General features: G+C 70.2%; 17 protein-coding genes. 8 read left to right on the plus strand and 9 right to left on the minus strand.

What is annotated here, in order from left to right:
- Positions 1–54 precede the first annotated feature (54 nt).
- Positions 55–1,074 carry an NADP-dependent oxidoreductase gene (locus tag ACU6RU_RS09695; RefSeq protein WP_446726421.1) on the plus strand — a complete coding sequence of 340 codons (1,020 nt, stop codon included), beginning with the start codon at positions 55–57 and terminating at the stop codon, positions 1,072–1,074.
- A gap of 78 nt (positions 1,075–1,152) precedes the next feature.
- Here the strand turns inward: ACU6RU_RS09695 and ACU6RU_RS09700 are convergent, their stop codons facing one another.
- Positions 1,153–2,556: a DHA2 family efflux MFS transporter permease subunit gene (locus ACU6RU_RS09700; RefSeq protein WP_183045434.1), complete on the minus strand. Its 1,404-nt coding sequence runs from the start codon at positions 2,554–2,556 to the stop codon at positions 1,153–1,155.
- A 122-nt stretch (positions 2,557–2,678) separates the two neighbouring features.
- Here ACU6RU_RS09700 and ACU6RU_RS09705 point away from each other — a divergent pair, with 122 nt between their 5' ends.
- Positions 2,679–3,353 (plus strand): TetR family transcriptional regulator, encoded by a 675-nt coding sequence (locus tag ACU6RU_RS09705; protein ID WP_446726422.1) that lies wholly within the window; start codon positions 2,679–2,681, stop codon positions 3,351–3,353.
- 216 nt (positions 3,354–3,569) lie between these two features.
- Positions 3,570–4,367 carry a 23S ribosomal RNA methyltransferase Erm gene (gene erm / locus ACU6RU_RS09710; RefSeq protein WP_446726423.1) on the plus strand — a complete coding sequence of 266 codons (798 nt, stop codon included), beginning with the start codon at positions 3,570–3,572 and terminating at the stop codon, positions 4,365–4,367.
- Here erm and ACU6RU_RS09715 read toward each other — a convergent pair.
- The 4 genes from ACU6RU_RS09715 to ACU6RU_RS09730 all read right to left on the minus strand — a co-directional run bounded on the left by ACU6RU_RS09715 (position 4,349) and on the right by ACU6RU_RS09730 (position 7,868).
- Positions 4,349–4,642, minus strand: a complete 294-nt coding sequence (locus ACU6RU_RS09715; protein WP_120264912.1) for a hypothetical protein — start codon at positions 4,640–4,642, stop codon at positions 4,349–4,351. The genes erm and ACU6RU_RS09715 overlap by 19 nt on opposite strands.
- 172 nt (positions 4,643–4,814) lie before the next feature.
- Entirely contained in the window at positions 4,815–5,684 is an 870-nt protein-coding gene (locus tag ACU6RU_RS09720; protein WP_446726424.1) for a WcbI family polysaccharide biosynthesis putative acetyltransferase, read from the minus strand.
- 45 nt (positions 5,685–5,729) lie between these two features.
- The gene (locus ACU6RU_RS09725; protein WP_446726425.1) at positions 5,730–6,281 is read right to left on the minus strand and encodes a CGNR zinc finger domain-containing protein; all 552 of its coding nucleotides are present in this window, start codon (positions 6,279–6,281) and stop codon (positions 5,730–5,732) included.
- A gap of 234 nt (positions 6,282–6,515) precedes the next feature.
- Positions 6,516–7,868, minus strand: a complete 1,353-nt coding sequence (locus tag ACU6RU_RS09730; RefSeq protein ID WP_446726426.1) for a D-alanyl-D-alanine carboxypeptidase family protein — start codon at positions 7,866–7,868, stop codon at positions 6,516–6,518.
- A gap of 113 nt (positions 7,869–7,981) precedes the next feature.
- Here ACU6RU_RS09730 and ACU6RU_RS09735 point away from each other — a divergent pair, with 113 nt between their 5' ends.
- The 5 genes from ACU6RU_RS09735 to ACU6RU_RS09755 all read left to right on the plus strand — a co-directional run bounded on the left by ACU6RU_RS09735 (position 7,982) and on the right by ACU6RU_RS09755 (position 14,337).
- Entirely contained in the window at positions 7,982–8,950 is a 969-nt protein-coding gene (locus tag ACU6RU_RS09735) for a hypothetical protein (protein WP_120264907.1), read from the plus strand.
- Positions 8,947–10,560: a hypothetical protein gene (locus ACU6RU_RS09740; protein WP_446726427.1), complete on the plus strand. Its 1,614-nt coding sequence runs from the start codon at positions 8,947–8,949 to the stop codon at positions 10,558–10,560. Before ACU6RU_RS09735 ends, ACU6RU_RS09740 begins: the two co-directional genes overlap by 4 nt.
- Entirely contained in the window at positions 10,557–11,309 is a 753-nt protein-coding gene (locus ACU6RU_RS09745; RefSeq protein WP_120264906.1) for an ABC transporter ATP-binding protein, read from the plus strand. Before ACU6RU_RS09740 ends, ACU6RU_RS09745 begins: the two co-directional genes overlap by 4 nt.
- Positions 11,309–12,628 (plus strand): ABC transporter permease, encoded by a 1,320-nt coding sequence (locus tag ACU6RU_RS09750; RefSeq protein ID WP_289329869.1) that lies wholly within the window; start codon positions 11,309–11,311, stop codon positions 12,626–12,628. The genes ACU6RU_RS09745 and ACU6RU_RS09750 overlap by 1 nt, the downstream gene beginning before the upstream one ends.
- A 104-nt stretch (positions 12,629–12,732) precedes the next feature.
- Positions 12,733–14,337, plus strand: coding sequence for a serine/threonine-protein kinase (locus ACU6RU_RS09755; protein ID WP_446726428.1), 1,605 nt, complete (start codon positions 12,733–12,735; stop codon positions 14,335–14,337).
- 4 nt (positions 14,338–14,341) lie between these two features.
- On the opposite strand, the gene ACU6RU_RS09760 is transcribed toward ACU6RU_RS09755, so the two are convergent.
- From ACU6RU_RS09760 to ACU6RU_RS09775, 4 genes are all read right to left on the minus strand, one after another.
- Positions 14,342–14,926: an isochorismatase family protein gene (locus ACU6RU_RS09760; RefSeq protein WP_446726429.1), complete on the minus strand. Its 585-nt coding sequence runs from the start codon at positions 14,924–14,926 to the stop codon at positions 14,342–14,344.
- Positions 14,923–17,127, minus strand: a complete 2,205-nt coding sequence (locus tag ACU6RU_RS09765) for an MMPL family transporter (protein ID WP_446726430.1) — start codon at positions 17,125–17,127, stop codon at positions 14,923–14,925. Before ACU6RU_RS09765 ends, ACU6RU_RS09760 begins: the two co-directional genes overlap by 4 nt.
- Positions 17,128–17,187: 60 nt before the next feature.
- Positions 17,188–17,583, minus strand: coding sequence for a hypothetical protein (locus ACU6RU_RS09770; RefSeq protein ID WP_289329873.1), 396 nt, complete (start codon positions 17,581–17,583; stop codon positions 17,188–17,190).
- Positions 17,584–17,652: 69 nt separating this feature from the next.
- Positions 17,653–18,231: a TetR/AcrR family transcriptional regulator gene (locus ACU6RU_RS09775; protein WP_289331515.1), complete on the minus strand. Its 579-nt coding sequence runs from the start codon at positions 18,229–18,231 to the stop codon at positions 17,653–17,655.
- Positions 18,232–18,350 lie beyond the last annotated feature (119 nt).

Raw genomic sequence — 18,350 nt, forward strand, 5'->3', positions numbered from 1 at the left:
CGACTCCGACCGAGTCCCGCGGCATCCGTCACCGACCCCTCACGAAGGAGAGAAATGACCCACGGAACCAGCACGCAGATCCGTCTCGCACGCCGCCCGCAGGGATGGCCGACACCCGAGGACTTCTCGATCGAACGCGTCGAGCTGAGCGACCCCGCCCCCGGCGAGGTGCGGGTGGCCAACGAGTTCGTCTCGGTCGATCCCTACATGCGCGGACGCATGAACGACGTCCGAAGCTACGTGCCGCCCTACGCCCTCGGCGACGTGATCGCCGGCGGCGCGATCGGCCGCGTGGTCGCGAGCGCCTCTGACGACCTCCCCGTGAGCACGGTCGTCCTGCACCAGCACGGATGGTCGGATGTCGTGCAGGCTGACGCCTCGACGTTCCGCGCCGTCCCCGAGATCGCCGGCCTCCCCCTCTCGGTGCGGCTGCACATCCTCGGCATGACGGGTCTGACCGCCTACATCGGACTCACCGCGATCGCTCACATGAAGCCGGGTGACACCGTGTTCGTCTCCGGCGCGGCCGGTGCGGTCGGCACCGCGGTCGGCCAGATCGCCAAGCTGCTGGGCGCGGGTCGCGTCATCGGCTCGGCGGGCTCAGCCGAGAAGGTCGCGCTGCTCACCGAGAAGTACGGCTACGACGCGGCGTTCAACTACAAGGACGCCCCGGTCCGCGAGCAGCTCGCCGCCCACGCGCCGGACGGCGTCGACGTGTTCTTCGACAACGTCGGCGGCGACCACCTCGAGGCAGCGCTCGACGTCATGAACACCGGCGGGCGCCTGGCGCTCTGCGGCGCCATCACGGGCTACAACACCACCGAGAAGACCCCCGGACCCGACAACATGGCCAACATGATCACCCGGGGACTCACCGCGACCGGCTTCACGCTCGCCGCCTACCTGCACCTGGCGCCGGAGTTCACCGAGAAGATGACCGGCTGGTTCGCCGAGGGGAAGATCGCCTACGACGAGACCATCGTCGACGGCATCGAGAACACCGTCGAAGCCTTCCTGGCGATGATGCGCGGTGCGAACACCGGCAAGATGCTGGTGCGCACCTCGCAGGCCTGACCCCTCCCGCTCCCCCGACCCGACCGGAAAGGCGGTGACGCTTCGCGCGTCACCGCCTTTCGCGTCGGCTCGACGCCGTCAGTGCTGCCGTGGGACCGGCGCCGGGCGGCGGACGAAGAAGGTCAGCACCACAGCGGCGGAGGCGATGCACGCGCCGGTGACGAACGCCGTGTGGACTCCGGTCGCGGTCGCGGCGACGGCATCCATCCCGTCGGCGGCCGCGGATGCGGCGCCGACCGACATGAGAGTGACGAACAGCGCCGTCCCGGCGGCACCGGCGACCTGCTGCAGCGTGCTCACCGTCGCACTGCCGTGCGAGTACAGCCGCACCGGCAGCGATCCCAGCGCCGAGGTCAGCAGGGGTGTGAACACGCATCCGAGGCCCAGGTTGAGACCCATGTGCACGGCGATGATCCAGGCGATCGGGGTTGCGACCCCGAACGTCGTCATCCCCCAGAGCGCCGAAGCCGCGACGATCATGCCCGGGATCACGAGCGGGGTCGGGCCGAAACGGTCGAACAGGGCTCCGACGACCGGCGCGATGAGTCCCATGAGCACACCGCCCGGCAGCAGCATCAGACCCACGGTCAGGGTGTCGAGACCGAGCACCTGTTGCAGGTAGAGCGGCAGCAGGATGAGCGAGCCGAACAGCGCCGACATCACGACCACGACCAGCACGACCGCAAGGCTGAACGACCGGGACTGGAAGGTCCGCAGGTCGAGCAGGGCCGCGTCGCTGCGCTGCAGCTTCAGCTGACGCATGACGAAGGCGGCGAGCGAGAGAGCGCCGACGACGAGCGGGATCCACACCGGCACAGGTGCGTGCCCGGCCGCCGACTCGCCGATCGAGCTCAGCCCGAAGATCAGGCCGCCGAAACCGAGGGCCGAGAGCACGACGGACCCGACGTCGAAACGCGCCTCGCGCGTCTCGGTGACGTTCTGCACCCAGATCGCACCGAGAGCGATCGCGAGCAGGGCGATCGGGAGGACGAGCCAGAACATCCAGCGCCAGTCGAGAACCGACAGGATCAGACCCGAGACGGTGGGGCCGATCGCCGGAGCGACGGCGATCACGATGCTGATCACGCCCATCATCCGTCCGCGGCGCGCCGGCTCGACCACGTTCAGCACGGTCGTCATCAGCAGCGGCATCATGATGGCCGTACCCGAGGCCTGCACGACGCGCCCGGCGAGCAGCATGCCGAAGCCCGGCGCGAGAGCGGCGATCAGCGTTCCCGCCGCGAACAACGACATCGCGGTGAAGAAGACACCTCGGATCGGGAATCGCGCCAGCACGTAACCCGTCAGCGGGATGACGACGGCCATCGTCAGGAGGAACCCGGTGGTGAGCCACTGCGCGGTCGCCGCGGAGATCTGGAGGTCGACCATGAGCCGCGGCAGGGCCACGCCCATGATCGTCTCGTTGAGGATGACCACGAACGCCGACGCGACGAGCAGTGCGATGACGGGTCCGGTGCGCACGGACGTCGCTCGAGATGCGGCCGAGGTCGGAATAGCGGAGGTTTCGGGGTGCTGCTGCTCAAGTGTCACTCACTGATCATATGGCAGTCTCTGCCACATTGGCGTTGTGCGACACTGGTGCCATGCACCGCGACAGCGATCAGGACATCCCGGTCATCGAGGACCATCCTGCGGGCCTGCGCGAGCGACGACGGCAGGAGACCCAGCGCGAGCTGTCGGATGCCGCACTCGATCTTTTCGAGCAGCACGGCGTCCACGGCACGACGGTGGACGACATCGCCCGCCGCGCCGGGACATCACAGCGCACGTTCTTCCGTTACTTCGCCACGAAGGAGGCCGCCGTCTTCGCCAGCGCCGACGATTCGGCGCGCGTCGTCGGCGACGCCATCGACGCCGTGCGAGCGGGAGCCTCGGTCGTCGAGGGCATCGAACGCAGCTGGCTGAAACTCCTCGATCGTTTCGACGCCCATCCCGATGAGCACGTCCGCGCCCTGCGCATCCGCCGCCTCGTCGGAGCGGAACCCTCGCTTCTGGCGGTGGCGCTGCGCAACGAGGCGGAAGAAGTCGAGCAGCTCACCGACGCAGCCGTCGACGCGGCGGGCGCGGATGCCGATGTGCTCGCCGCTCGCGCCGCCGTGTCGACAATGGCGCTCGTCCTCCGGCTCACGATCGACGAGTGGGTTCGCCGTGCCGAGCTCAGCGAGCGCGCGAGTGTGCGCCAGATCTACCTCGAGATGCGGCGAGGCGTCGCGACGGTGGCCCGCGACCTCGAGACCGACCCGCCCCACCACGACTGACCGGCGCCCGGCTGCTAGCCTGGGCACGTGGGTTCGATAATCGCAGCGCCCGTGACGGCGCGCACCTTCACGTTCCGCGACCGCCGCGCCTGACGGCGCGTTCGGCATCGCCGGTCTGACCGCGCCGTCCTTCGAGATGTCTTCTGCACCTCGGACGGGCGCTTTCGCTTGCCTCCCCGCATCCGGGGTGCTCCCCTCGAACATCGGAGCACACCCATGCCTCGTTCCCGCCATGGCGGACGTCACGAACTCGGTCAGAACTTCCTGACCCACCGCCCCACCCTCGACACCATCTCCGCACTCGTCGCCGCGACCGACGGCCCGATCCTCGAGCTCGGCGCTGGCGACGGTGCACTCACCCGCATCCTCGCGTCATCTGGCCGACGGTTGACGGCCATCGAGATCGACGAGCACCGAGCGCGTCGATTGGCGCGCTCACTCCCCCAGGCGCATGTCACGGTTGTGACCGCCGACGCGTTACGACACCGGCTCGACGCGCCGGTCATCGTCGGCAACATCCCGTTCCATCTGACGACACCGATCCTGCGCCGCCTCCTGGCCGAGCCGCACTGGCGGTACGGGGTCCTCGTGACCCAATGGGAGGTCGCGCGCAAACGAGCCGGGGTGGGCGGCCGAACCATGATGACGGCCCAGACCGCTCCCTGGTTCGACTTCGCCCTCCACGGGCGCGTGCCGAGCTGGGGCTTCGAGCCCCGCCCGTCGGTCGACGGCGGCATCCTCGCCATCACGAGGCGGGACTCACCGCTGCTTCCCGAAGCAGAACGACGCGGGTACGAGTCGTTCGTGCGCACGATGTTCACGGGGCGCGGTCACGGCGTGGCGGGCATCCTCCGCCGGTCGTGCGGAGCGAGCGCCGCAACCGCCCGCGAAGCAGGCCGTGGTGCCGGGGTCGCTCCCGACGCGCTGCCGCGCGACCTCACACCACGGCAGTGGGCCGCCCTATGGCTGGAACTGCGGGAAGGGCGTCAGGACCCTCAGCTGCGCACGCGCTGAGGCGGGACCGCGCCGCGGGCGCGTCTCCGTTGCGAGCGCGCACCGCGGCGCGGGGTCGCCGGTCGCGCGGCACCGGCGACGGCCGCAGCCGCCGCCTCAAGCGACTCGTGGGTGCCGAGGTCGGCGCCGTGGCCGCTCTCGGCGTCGAATGTCGTCGGCACCGGACCGGTGGTCACGAAGCCGGCGTACTGGCCGTCGAGGGTCGCGACGAAGAAGTCGGCATCAGCCTGTCGCCAGACGAGCGAAGGCGCGGAAGTAGAGAGTGTAGAAAGCACGATGTCCTGAGAAGAAGCGCGCACAGCACGGTGCGCAGGGAAAGATGAGGGCTGGATGAACCAGTGATCGCGTCAGACGATCTGCTCGACAGTGAGCCAGACGAACGACACACGAGCCCCGAAGGGACGTCCCAACGCTAGCATGCCCCCGATGGGCGAGGGCCGGACGAGGTCATTCTCGCCAGTGGCCGATCATGTCGCGGAGTCGGACGGTCGCCGCGGCGACGAAGCCCGGGTGTGCCCGATACCACTCGGCGTGCGCCTCCGCGACGAGCGAGGGATCGACCTCGACGCCGTCCACGATCCACGAGCGCCGCGGTGATTCGGGGAGCCCCCAGGCATCGACCACCCAGTCCTCGAGGGGCGCCCGGACCGCGTTCAGCAGCGGCCGCCCCGGATCCGTCGGCTCGCCCGGTAAACCGAGGGCCGCGAGCACGCGCTCGGCGAGGGGCAGCCACACGCCGTTGCCGGGGTGGTTGACGGTGCGCATCAGTTCGGCCGATGACGGCCGCAGCAGATCCGATGCGGCCACATCGATCGACGCCTCGCGCCGACGCAGCTCGGCCAGCGAGTCGCTCTCGATCCGCCGCACCGTGCGGCGATCGGGTCGCGACACCGTCGGGAGCCCCGCGGCAGCGGCGAGTGTGCGGATGTCGTGGTAAGCCACGATCGGCGGCACCTCGTCGATCCCGTCGACGTGCAACGCCGCCTGGAACGGATGCAGCCCCGCGTAGCGCACGACCGGGAAGGTGACGAGGCGCGCGGATGAGGAGAGCGATGCGGCCAGCTGGCGGGTGCCGAGACGCAGGCCGTGGTAGTCGTCGCGCACGGGCTGCGCGACGAGGAACGATGCCCGCGGAAGCAGCTCGTGCAGCCGCTCGACGTCTGCGGCATCCATCTCATGGACGGGAGGCACCCGGAGCGTTGGACGGTCGGCGGCGTCGAGGACGATCCGCATCGACTCCGCCTGGCAATTGCCGACGACGAGCCCGAAGCCCTCGGGGAGGTCTGCACCTCGGAACGGGACAGGGGTGTGAGGCATCCCACCACTGTGTCCGTTCGCGCCGCGAGACGGCGCCGTTTGCCGTCAGGCCCGGGAATGCGCTACGGCAGACCTCGCCCGATGCCGTCGCACGCCGTCGCGGTTGGCGCACCTCACCGAGCAGTAACGCTGCCGGCCGTTGCGGGTGACGTCGACCACGACGTTGCGGCACGGATCGCCGGGGGCGCGTCCGGCCGCGCAGCGCGACAGACGCCCCATCCCCCGCGTCGTCACGTGGAGCGCCGTACCGACGGCGACGACCGCTCCCAGCACCTGTGGCAGACGTTGATCGTCGTCGCGGTAGTGCAGGTGCCACTCGCCGTCGTGGTCGGTCAAGCGAGGGTACGCGGTCGCCTCCGCCATGAGCCGGTTCAGCAGCGTGGCACGGAGCGCCGGCGTCTCGGCGTCGACGACCTCGAGCCAGGAGTCGATGACCGCCCGGGTCGACGCGAGGTCGGATGGAGCCGCCGGAGCGTAGATCGCGGTCATCCCGAACTCGTAGGTGCGCGCGACGATGCCGTCGCGATCGCGCGGCCAATCGTTCGCGAGCGAGGCGGCGAGGAGAACCGCATACTCCCCGTAAGGGTTGAGTTGCATAACGGCATTACATCACGATCGAGTCATGACCCCGTCGCCATCCGCATCGCCATCCGAATCGCCCACCGCACAGCTCCCTGCTCGCATCCACGAGCACGGCTGGACGACCGAGTCGGCGCACCGGACGTCGGACGGGATCGTGCGCTACGTGCGGTGCGACGGATGCGGGACGCGACGGGTCGACCTGCAGACGGCGGGATCGCACGCGCCGGTCGCGCAGAGCGCAGAAATCCGTCAGCCGATTTCACCCGGATGAGTGAGACGCCACCACTCCGTGGGCGGTTCGATGTCGCCGTCGAGCACGACGGGCACGGTGACCGACTCGGGGCCGGCCGTCCACGTGATCTGTCCCAGCACCTCTCCGTCTATCCAATCCCGGGGCACGCGCACGTCACCGTCGACCGTGATGGGCGTGTCGGACCACGTCCGCAGCGACGCCCCCTTTTCCAGCACGACTCGTACCGAGCTGCCCCACGCCGTCGTGTACACGCCGATCTCCTGCCCGTGCTGTGCGACCGAGGTGTCATGGAAGCCATCGGCCAGGCGCCGCAGGACACCCAGAACGCTGTCCGCCACGCCGCCCTTCGATGACCCGCCGAGGGCCACCCCCACGACGCTCAACGGCTCGGGAAGGCCGACGTCGACGGATGCCGTGTAGAGGAGGTTCGCGCCGCTGTCATCGAGCGTTCCGGTCTTGAGCCCCGTTATCCCGCTCTGGCCGAGCAGTCCGTTGGTGTTGGCCAGGCGTCCCGGCCCCGGCAGGTTCAGAGACGGCGTCGCGGCGATAGCCGCCACCGTCGGGTCCGCCGCCGCGATGCGCCCGAGCGCGATGAGGTCGCTCGGAGTGCTGGTGTTGCGTGGATCGAGGCCCGAGGGCTCGACGATGTTCGTCCTCTCCAGCCCGTTGGCCACCAGCCATCGGTCGGCCGCAGCACGGAAGCCCGACACCGACCCGAATGCCCAGACGGCGATGGCTTCGGCGTAGTTGCTCGCCGAGGGGATGAGCATCGTCGCCAGCGCGTCGCGCAGCGACAGCGAACTGCCGATCGGCATCGGGGCGATCGTCGCGTCGCGCACGAAGTAGGCGTCGTAGAGCGCGTGATCGTCGCGGTCGAAGGTGAGCGTCGGCCCCCGGTCGCCGTCCGCGATCGGATAAGCGTCCAGGACCACGAGCGCGGTGACGAGCTTGGTGATGCTGGCGATGGGGCGAGGGTCGTCGCCGCCGTGAGTCATCCACGCGCCGGGCGCCTCGGGCCCCAGGTACGGTTCCGCGCCGGCGACGGACAGTGCCGCGGCCCCGTCGGCCGTGAAGGCGATGTCGACCGCTGCCGCCGGAACCGGGGCTCGCGGGATCGACACCTCGCCCGTGGCCGGCTTCAGCGGGGCGGTCAGCGCCCACGCGGCATACCCGCCGGGCGCACCGAGCACGATCGCCGCGGTGACACCGGCGGCGATCCACCCGCTGCGTCGGCGTCGGCGACGGGACGCCGCCACTTCCGACGCGGTCTTCACCGTCTCGGGAGCAGACGCCGCGAAGAGGCCGTCGAGGTCCGCGACGTCGTCGTCACTCGGGTCGCGTCGCGCCATCTCATTCCCTCCGTCGTCACGTCCATCGTCACGCAAACGTCATACTCGCGGATGATTCGGGGCTCTCAGCGAACCCCTAGTCTTGAGGCGATCTTGAAACAAGGGGGTTGCACGTGCACCGCAAAACACTCCGATGGGCCGCGCCGGCCGCGGTCGGTCTCGTCTTCGTGCTGGCCGGTTGTACGGCCGCGGACGGGTCCGCGAACGACACCGAGGACTCGCCGCTGAACGAGTATTTCTCCGCCTTCTACGGCGGCGATATGAGCGAGGAGGAGCAGCAGGCCCGGTTCGAGAAGGAGAACAAGCAGCGCGAGGAGCTCGTCGCGCAGTGCATGCAGGACGAGGGTTTCGAGTACATCCCCGCGCCCACCAACGCCTCGTTCAGTTCGGGCACGGAATGGAAGCCCGAAGACCGCGAGTTCGTCTCCCAGTGGGGCTACGGCGCCGTGAAGTATCCTGACGCCGACGCGGAGCCTGCGCCCGAGCAGCAGACCACCGATCCCAACTCGGACTACGTCACGGCCCTCTCCGAGTCGGAGCAGGCTGCGTACTACGAGGCGCTGTACGGCCCCACCCCGAGCGAGGAGGAGATGTCCGAGGACGGCTCCTACGAGTACAACTGGGAGACCTCGGGCTGTCATGGCTGGGCGAGCCACGAGATCAGCGGCGACGACCCGCTGCAGTCCGACGAGTTCGCCGACGTCATGGACGCCATCACGAAGTTCTACGAGAGCACCGCCTCGCTCCCCGCCATCGCCGACATCGACCGTGAGTGGGCCGCGTGCATGGACGCCGCGGGGTACCCCGGATTCGCCGCGCAGACCGATGCCCAGAACTCCATCTACGACGAGCTCAACGCCGTGTACGAGAACATGACGGAGACCGGCCCGGACGAGGCGACGATGGACGAGATCCACGAGCGAGAGGTCGAACTGGCCCTCGCCGACCTCGACTGCCGCAAGGAGACCGACTACCGCGCCAAGTACCAGAAGGCGCAGTACGAGGCCGAAGAGCAGTTCATCGCCGATCACAAGACGGAGCTCGAGGCGATGAAGGCGGCGGCTGAGCAGGCTCGTCCGTGAGCGACCGCCCCGTGAACGACGCACCAGAGCCCGATGACTCGTTCGACGACCTCGTCGCAGATCCCCTGAGCCCGGCCGAAACCGCCGTCGACGGCCCGGATGCCGCGGCCTCCACGACACTGTCGAGCGGCGGCCGGTTCGCCGTCTGGCGGTCGGTGGCCGCCCGCAACCGCGTGCTGTGGGTCTCCGCGGCGGTCGCCGTGGTCGCGCTCGTCGGCGGGCTCCTCGTCGGGCGGTTCGTCATGGCGCCCGCCTCGGCCGCGGCCGACGACGCCCCCGCTCCCGGTCTCGTGACGGTGCCGGTGGAGTTCGGTCCGCTCAGCAATGACGTCACGATCCGCGGCGAGGTCGGGTTCGCCGACCCCGTCGAGGTGAAGATCGACACGTCCGCGATCTCGGGTCCGGCAGTGGTCACCGGACAAGTTCCGGCACTCGGAGCCGAGCTGACGCAGCTCTCCGTCGCGCTCGAGGTGGCCGGGCGTCCCGTGATCACGCTGCCGGGCGAACTGCCCGCCTACCGCACCCTGCGATTCGGGGTCGCCGGCCCCGACGTCGTGCAGTTCAAAGAGGCGATGCGTGCCGTCGGCATCGATGCGGGCGACCCCGGTAACGACGTTTTCGACGAGCAGGCCGCGAATGCGGTCACCGCGCTGTACGCGGCAGTCGGCTACACCGGCCCCGAGTCCGAGGAGGACGGCACGAGCAGCGTCCGGTCGGCCCAGGACAACGTCCGGTCCGCCGAGCAGGCCCTCGCCGCCGCGCGCGGAGCCCTGAACGCGGCCGGGCGAGACGGCAATGCCATCGCACGTGCCGACCTCGAGGTCGCGAATGCGCGCGCGCTGCTGCAGGGCGCCCGCGACAACGGTGCCTCGTGGGACGAGATCGTCGCGGCCCAGAACCAGGTGGCCACCGCCGAGCTCGCGCGCGAGCAGCTGAACGCCGCGCCCGACACGAGCAGCGAGCGCGCGGCGGTCGACGCCGCGGCCAGCCAGCTCTCGCAGGCGCAGGACGACCTCGTGCGCGCCCGTCAGCAAGCCCTGCCCGCACTTCCGGCGGGAGAGGTGCTCTATCTCACCGAGCTGCCGCGCCGTGTGGACGCGGTGTCGGCTGAACGCGGCAGCATCCTCTCCGGTGCGGCGATGACCGTGTCGGGCGCGACCGTGGCTCTGACCGGATCAGCTGCGGAAGCCGACGCCAAGCTCCTGACGGTCGGCTCGACCGCCAGCTTCGCGCTGCCCGACGGGACCGAGCACGCTGCGACCGTCACCGCGGTCGACCCCGGAACGGGCGGGGAGAGCCGGTGGAAGGTCAGCCTCGAGCCGGCCGCGCTGACCCCCGAGCAGATCTCGCAGCTGCAGGGCACGAACGTGCGCGTCACGATCGCCGTCGGCGCGACGGCGGGCGATGTGCTCAGCGTTCCCGCGGCGGCGCTGACGGCAGGCCCAGGCGGCGAGACGAGAGTCGAGGTCGTCGAGGGCGACCCGCGCGACCCCGACGCCCGCACCCGCCTCGTCGTCGTCGAGACCGGTCTCTCCGCCGGCGGCGCCGTCGAGGTGCGAGCTACCGACGGTGAGCTCGCGGAAGACGATCTCGTCGTGGTCGGGCGATGACCGACGCCGCCATCGTCACCTCCGATCGCCCCGCCGCCCCGGACGAGTTCGTCGACGTCATCCGATCGGATGAAAATCCACCGGTAATCGAGCTGCGCGATGTCACCCGTTCGTTCCCCGGCCCACCGGAGGTGCAAGCACTCAAGGGCATCAACCTGACGGTCTCCGACGGTGAGTACGTCTCGATCGTCGGGCCGAGTGGATCGGGCAAGTCGACGATGCTCAACATCCTCGGACTCCTCGATCGGCCGACCGTGGGCGAGTACCGCCTCGCGGGCGAGCTGACCGGCGGCTATACCGAAGACGAGCGGGCAGCGGTGCGTGCACGACGTCTCGGCTTCGTCTTCCAGGCGTTCCACCTGATGCCGCGGCGAACCGTGCTCGAGAACGTCATGCTGCCGATGCTCTACAGCGGCACGCCACGCGGCGAGCGCGCGGAGCGCGCACGAGCCGCCCTCGACCGGGTCGGCCTCGGTCACCGCGTCGACTTCCGTCCCGGGCTGCTCTCGGGCGGTGAGCGACAGCGGGTGGCGGTGGCGCGTGCCGTCGTCACACAACCCCGCGTCATCCTCGCCGACGAGCCGACCGGCAACCTCGACCAGGCCACCACCGCCGACATCATGGCGTTGTTCGAAGAGCTCAACGCGGGCGGGCTGACCTTCGTCGTCATCACGCACGATCAGGGCGTGGCTGATCGTGCGGCTCGGCGCATCCGCATCGCGGACGGCCGGATGAGCGAGCTGAGCTGATGGCCGCGCTCTGGAAGAAGCTCCGCAGCCGGCGGTCCGACCGCTCGACCGACGCTTCGGCGACGACGACCGCGGTTGCCGAAGCCCGCCAGGTGGCACGCGCCGATCGCTTCGGGTTCGGCGACCTCGTCCTCGAGGCGACGACCGACATCGGCTCGCGCCCGGGCCGTCTGGTGATGACCGTCATGGGCACCGTGCTCGGCATCGGCGCGCTCGTGGCGACCATCGGCTTCGCACAGACCGCCGCCGGGCAGATCGCTCGGCAGTTCGATGCCGCTGCCGCGACCCATCTGAGCATCGGTCCGAGCGAGGCGCAGGCACGCGGCGGCCAGCGGGTCGCGACCGCCTCGCTGCCGTGGGATGCGCCGGCGCGCCTCGAGAACCTCGCCGGCGTCGAGTCGGCCGCCGTGCTGGCACCGGTCACGCTGCGCGAGAACACGATCACCGCCGTGCCGATCAACGATCCCTCGATCGCGGCTGCCGCTCCCCCGGCGCTCTTCGCGGCCTCGGGCGAGTTCCTCGACACCCTCGGCGGGCGCATCGTCACGGGTCGGTCGTTCGACGCTGGACACGATGCCCGCGGCGATCGCGTCGCGATGCTCGGCTCCCGCGCCGCCGAACGCCTCGCGATCAATCGCGTCGACACGCAGCCCTCGGTGTTCATCGGCGGCGTGGCTTACGCCGTCGTCGGGATCTTCGACGAGCTCGACCGCCGCGCCGAGGTCGTCGACGCCGTCGTGATCCCCACCGGTGCCGCGCGACAGGACTTCCAGCTCGCCTCCCCCGGTGACGCCATCGCGCGCATCGTGGTCGGCACCGGACCGCAGCTGCGTCAGCAGGCACCTCTGGCCCTCGCGCCCGACGCGGTCGACACGCTCGAGGTGAGCGCGCCGCAGGGCCGTTCCGATCTCGCCCGCGACGTGCAGGGAGACGTCAACGTCGTCTTCCTCATCCTCGGCGTCATCGTGCTGCTGGCGGGAGGCCTCGGGATCGCGAACGTCACGACCCTGTCGGTGCTCGAACGCACCGGCGAGATCGGGCTGCGACGCGCGCTCGGGTCGACCGGAAGGCAGATCGCCGGACAGTTCGTCGTCGAGTCCATCGTCATCGGACTGCTGGGCGGCCTGATCGGGTCGGCCCTCGGCGTGTTCGCCGTGATCGGCGTATCGATCGTGCAGCAGTGGTCGCCCGTCCTCGATCCCTGGGTGGCTCTCGGCGGAACCGTGCTCGGAGCGATCATCGGGCTCGCAGCCGGCGGCATCCCGGCCCGGCGCGCATCGCGCATCGAACCGGTCGTGGCGCTGCGCGGCAACGCCTGATCCCGCCCATAGCGCGAACGGCGCCCGAGCGCCAGTCCTCCTCGCCTCGAGTCGTCGAGGTCTACCGTTGCTCGCGGTGGGACGGCCGAGGACGAGGACGCGGGATGATCGACAGTGTCGCGAGCGATGATTCCGTCCTCCCTGGCGTGCTCCTCGCGGGTCGGTACCGCGTTGTCGAGGCGATCGGCTCGGGCGGCATGGCCCGCGTGTTCCTCGCGCGCGACGAAGCGCTCGGGCGTCCGGTAGCTGTCAAGGTGCTGCGGTCCGAGCTGACCGACAGCACCGCGTCGGACCGCGCCGCGATCGAGACGCGGCTGCTCGCGTCACTGAATCACCCCGGCCTGGTGACCCTGTTCGACGCGCATCTGAGCGACGAGCCGCGCTTCCTCGTCATGGAGCACGTGGTGGGGATGACGCTGTCGCAGCGCATCGCAACGGGTGTCCTCGACGACGGGGAGCTGACCGCGCTCGGCTCTCAGCTCGCCGACGCACTCCACGTGGTGCACGACGCGGGAATCGTGCACCGCGACGTGAAGCCGTCGAACATCCTCCTCGCCCGGTCGACGGTGCCCGGCGTGCCGCTGCGCGCCAAGCTCGCCGATTTCGGCATCGCCCACCTTCTCGACAGCGACCGTGTCACCTCCCCCAGCCTGCTGATCGGCACCGCCGCATACATCGCGCCCGAACTGCTGCACGGCGCTGATCCCGCCCCGCCGTCGGACATCTACGCGCTCGGTCTGGTCCTGCTCGAAGCAGCGACCGGCGAGCGCGCATTCTCCGGGTCGGAGGGCAATCGCGGTCAGCTGCTGGCGCGCCTGTCGCGTGACCCCGACATGCCTCCGATGCTGGACCACCCGTGGCGCGACCTCCTCTGCGCGATGACCTCGCGGCGTCCCGACGACCGTCCCACGGCGCTCGAGGTGATGTCGCGGCTGAGTCGTCGTGGCTCTGGCGCCTCGGGTGGCGCCGCGCCAGCCGCACCGGCTGCGCCTGCCGCGAGGGGAGGCGACGATGAGAACGCATCTCGCACCGCTCAGGCGGATGTCGCGACCGCGGCGTGGCCCGTCACCGAGGCTCGGGATCTCGAGACCACGACGGCATCCGATGCCCCGGTAGCCGCGACCGCCGCCCTGTGGGCACGCGGCACGACAGCAGAACCGGGCATCGAGCCGCTGTTCGGGTCGCCACCCCTCCGCGCCACCGGTGCCTCGACGGCGGCTCGCGGAACGACCACGCGGCGCCGGAGGCGAACGGCGATCACCGTCGGCGCCGCATCCGTCGGCGCGATCGGAGTAGCGCTCACCGCTCACCTGCTGCTGATGCCGCCCCCGGCCTCGCCGACGACGAATGTGACCGTACCCGCCGTCGTGGAGACTCCGGCAGACATCTCGACGGGCAACGGCGTCGCCGACGTCGAGGCGCCGACGGACGAGACCCCGGCGGCGACCGAGACGGTCGTCACGCCGGGGACGCGCGACGCCGGAGATGACACGCCGGCCGGGGCGGTCCCCGCCGGGGCGACGACCGTCGACACCCCCGCCGCGCCGGCGCAGAACAACGGGTTGGCCCCCGGCTCGAACAGCGGCAACGGGAACGGAAACGGCCCCGGCTCGAACAGCGGCAACGGGAACGGAAACGGCCCCGGCTCGAACAGCGGCAAGGGACCGGGCTCGACGGGGCCCGGTAAACCGGACAAGCCCGGCGGCTGAGCCCTCAGCGTCCGTCGGCGGAGGTGAGCAGTGCTCCCGCGTGGGCCAGCTCGGCGAGCGCGGCGGCGCTCGACTCCTCGGCGACACCCGCGACGAGGTCGGTCAGGATGCGCACGCGACGACCGTGCGCGATCGCGTCGAGTGCTGACGCGCGCACGCAGTAGTCGGTCGCGATGCCGACGATGTCGACGTCGACGACCCCGTGCCGGGTCAGCAGGTCGGCGACGGCATCCCCCGCTTCGGTCGTGCCCTCGAAGAGCGAGTAGGCGGGCACCCCCTGGCCCTTCTTCACGTGATGGGTGACGGCGGAGACGTCGAGCTCGGGGTCGTACTCGGCTCCCGCCGTATCGGCGACGCAGTGCACCGGCCAGGTCTCGACGTAGTCGGGCTCACCGTCGGCGAAATGTCCGCCGTTGTCATGATCAGCGTGATGCCAATCGCGCGAGGCCACGATGATCTCGTAGTCGTCGGCGTGATCCCGGAGGTGACGCGTGATCGCGGCGGCGACCGCGTCACCTCCGGTCACACCGAGCGCTCCGCCTTCGGTGAAGTCGTTCTGGACATCGACGATGAACAGGGCACGGGTCATGCGTCGAGGCTACGCTCCGCGTCCGCGCGGCGCACGGCCCGTTCACGACGCCACAGCTTCGACGGCCACCAGATGGCGGCGCCGATGTCGTGGGCGAGCGCGGGAACGAGGAGCGAGCGGACGACGAACGTGTCGAGCAGCACCCCGAACGCCACGATGAACGCTATCTGCGCGAGGAAGAGGATCGGGATGACGCCGAGGGCCGCGAACGTCGCTGCGAGCACGAGCCCCGCCGAGGTGATGACCCCGCCCGTCGCCACGAGGCCCCGCGCGATGCCCCGACGGGTTCCGTGCTCGAGCGTCTCTTCGCGCACCCTCGACATGAGGAAGATGTTGTAGTCGACTCCGAGCGCCACGAGGAACACGAAGCCGTACAGCGGCACGGCGGGGTCGCCTCCGGGGAAGTCGAACACGTGATTGAACACGAGAGCGCTCACGCCCAGCGCCGTGCCGAACGACAGGATCGTGCTCAGGATGAGCAGCACCGGCGCCAGGATCGAGCGCAGCAGCAGCATCAGGATGAGCAGGATCACCACCAGGATGACCGGGATGATGACGGTGCGGTCACGGATCGAGGTGTCGTTGGTGTCGACGTCGGTCGCGGTCGTCCCGCCCACGAGCACCCCGGGCACCTCTTCGGCGAAGGTCGCGCGCAGGTCGCGCACGGTCTGCTCGGCCTCGAGCGAGTCGGCGGGATCGGTGAGCGTCACCGAGAGCAGGATGTCGCCCTCCGACACCGTCGGCTCGGGCACCGGTGCGCCCGGCGGGCCCGCCGCGGTGAAGACGGGCTCGCCGCCCTCGAGAGCCACGGAGACCTGACCGGTCGGTGAGTCGGCCGCGATGGCGGCGACCGAGGAGATGCCGGGGTTCTCGTCGAGGATGACGAGCGCGTCAGCCAGACCGCCCTCGGGAACGATGACGTATGCCGGGCTGCCCGACCCCGCGGGGAAGTGCTCGGCGAGAGCGGCCTGCCCGTCGCGGGCCTCCGAGGCTCCGAGCACGAGATCGCTCGAGGGCACACCGTTCGCGTTGAGCTGCAGGACGCCCGCGGCGCCGACGAGAAGCACGACCGTGCTGGCGATCCAGACCGTCCGGGCGCGGCGCGCGACGAAGCGCGCCTGACGGGGCCACAGCCCGCGAACGGGCTGACTCGGGTCGTCGGGGAGATCGATCGCACCCGTGCGCGGAATGAACGGCCAGAACGCGGCTCGACCGCACAGCGCCAGGAGGGCCGGCAGGAAGGTCAGCGCCGAGAGCATCGAGAAGGCGATGCCGATCGAGGCGATGGGGCCCAGCGCCTTGTTGCTGGCGAGATCGCTCAGCAGCAGGCAGAGCAGGCCCGCGATCACGGTTCCCCCCGAGGCGAGGATCGGCTCGACGGCGCCCTTCCAGGCGCGCAGCGTCGCATCCCAGCGTGACGCACCGGCCCCGATCGCCTCTCGGTAGCGAGCCGTGTACAGCAGGGCGTAGTCGGTCGCGGCGCCGATGACCAGGATGAACAGGATGCCCTGCACCTGTCCGTTGAGGACGACGATGCCGGCCTTCGCGAGCCACCAGACCGTCAGCAGCGCGACGCAGAGCGCGAACACCGATGTGAGGAGGACGAGGATCGGCAGCAGCGGCGACCGATAGACGATGACGAGGATGACGAACACCGCGGCGAGCGCGACGAGGAGAAGAAGTCCGTCGATGCCGAGGAAGCCCTCGGCGAGATCGGCCGTGAAGCCGGCTGGTCCGGTGACCCACGCCTCCACGCCTGCGGGAAGGTCCTTCTGGACGAGGGCGCGGATCTCTTCGACGACGTCGCGCACCTCACCCGAGGCATCGACGGGAACGAAGACCTGAACCGCGAGACCGTCCTCGGACGGGATGGGCGGCGAGACCTCACCGACTCCCTCGAGCTCGCCGATGGCGGCGGTGAGCTCGGTGAGTGCTGTCAGCTGGGCCTCGTCGAGCGGGTCGGATGCGGCGGCGACGACGACTGCCGGGATCTCTTCGCCGCCCGTGAAGTCGGTCAGGCGTTCGCTGACCTGCGTCGCATCGGCGCTGGCCGGCAAGAACGACGACTGATCGTTCGTGGCCACTTCGCTGACCCGCCCGAAGTACGGCCCGCCCACGGAACCGCCCACGATCCAGACGAGCACGAGCAGGGCGGGGATGCCGATGCGCAGCCAGCGCGGCACAATTCGTTCGCTCTTCACGTAGGTAGCTTATCTAGCTATTTCGAGACGCGCCACCTCACGGCCGATCGCCGCGCAGACTCAGCCGCGCGCGAAGAGGACGATCCAGGATGCGACGAGGGAGACGACGCCCACCGCGAGGAACCCCGAGGACAGACCGACGAGCAGGTGATGGGCGGGCGGGCGCCGGGTCAGCCGCATCCTCCCCCGCCACCCGCGCCGATACCAGATGTCGGCCCGATCGCGGCCGGCCAGAAGCGTCGCCGCGTGCTCGTCGACCCGCGCACTGTTGGCTTCACCCTCATCGTCGAACCACCGGACCCACGTGCCATCGGCCTCATGATCGACGAGAGCTTCGGCCGCCAGCCAGGTGCCGTCCATCGCCCACAGCGCGAGGAACGCGATCCCGAACACGGCGGCACCGCCGAAACCCGCCCAGCTGAGGATCTCCAGGACCGCGTCGATGGTGCTCGTCACGCGCACCGCCGACTCGGGAAACAGGTCGCTCGCGCCATGCACTCAGTATGGTTCACGCGCGGCGCAGGTTCACGCGGGACGCAGCAGCACCGAGAGAGAGGCGAGCGTGCGCTCGAGCTCGATGGAGGGCTCGAGCAGCCACTGGATCTGCAGGCCGTCCGACGCCGCGATGAGCAGCGCCGCGAGCTGCTCCGCGGGCACATCGTCGCGAACGGTTCCGGCTCGCTGCTCGGCGCGAAGCCTCGCGGTCAGCTCACCACGGATGCGCTCGAATCGCTCGGTGAAGAATCGCTTGCCGTGCTCGCTCCCCGCCTCGAGCGCCCCGGCGACGAGGATCGAGTACAGCTCGACCAGGCCGGGCACCTCGAGGTTGTCGACGGCGGCACGCGTCATGACGCCGACCGCGGTCTCGGGCGGAACGGGGTTGCGCCGACCACGCTGTGTCTCGGCGTGCTCGTAGACGGCGACGAGCAGCTGCTCGCGCGATTCGAAGTAGTGCAGCAGCGCAGCGTGCGAGACCCCGATGGCCTCGGCGATGCGCCGCAGCGACGTGCCCTGCAGGCCGCGCTCCTGGAAGACCTCGATCGCGCGGTCGAGGATCTCCTGGCGCCGCGCGACGCCCTTGGCGTAGGCGCCCGGGCGCCCCATCCTCGCGCGATCGTCGTTGCTCACAGGGCGACTGTAACAACAAAACCTCCACCTGGATGTATTACGTGTTAGCGTGACGTCGTGCCACCACAGGCACCCCGCACGATGACGTACGAAAG

The organism is Microbacterium sp. F1-18 (assembly GCF_052921305.1).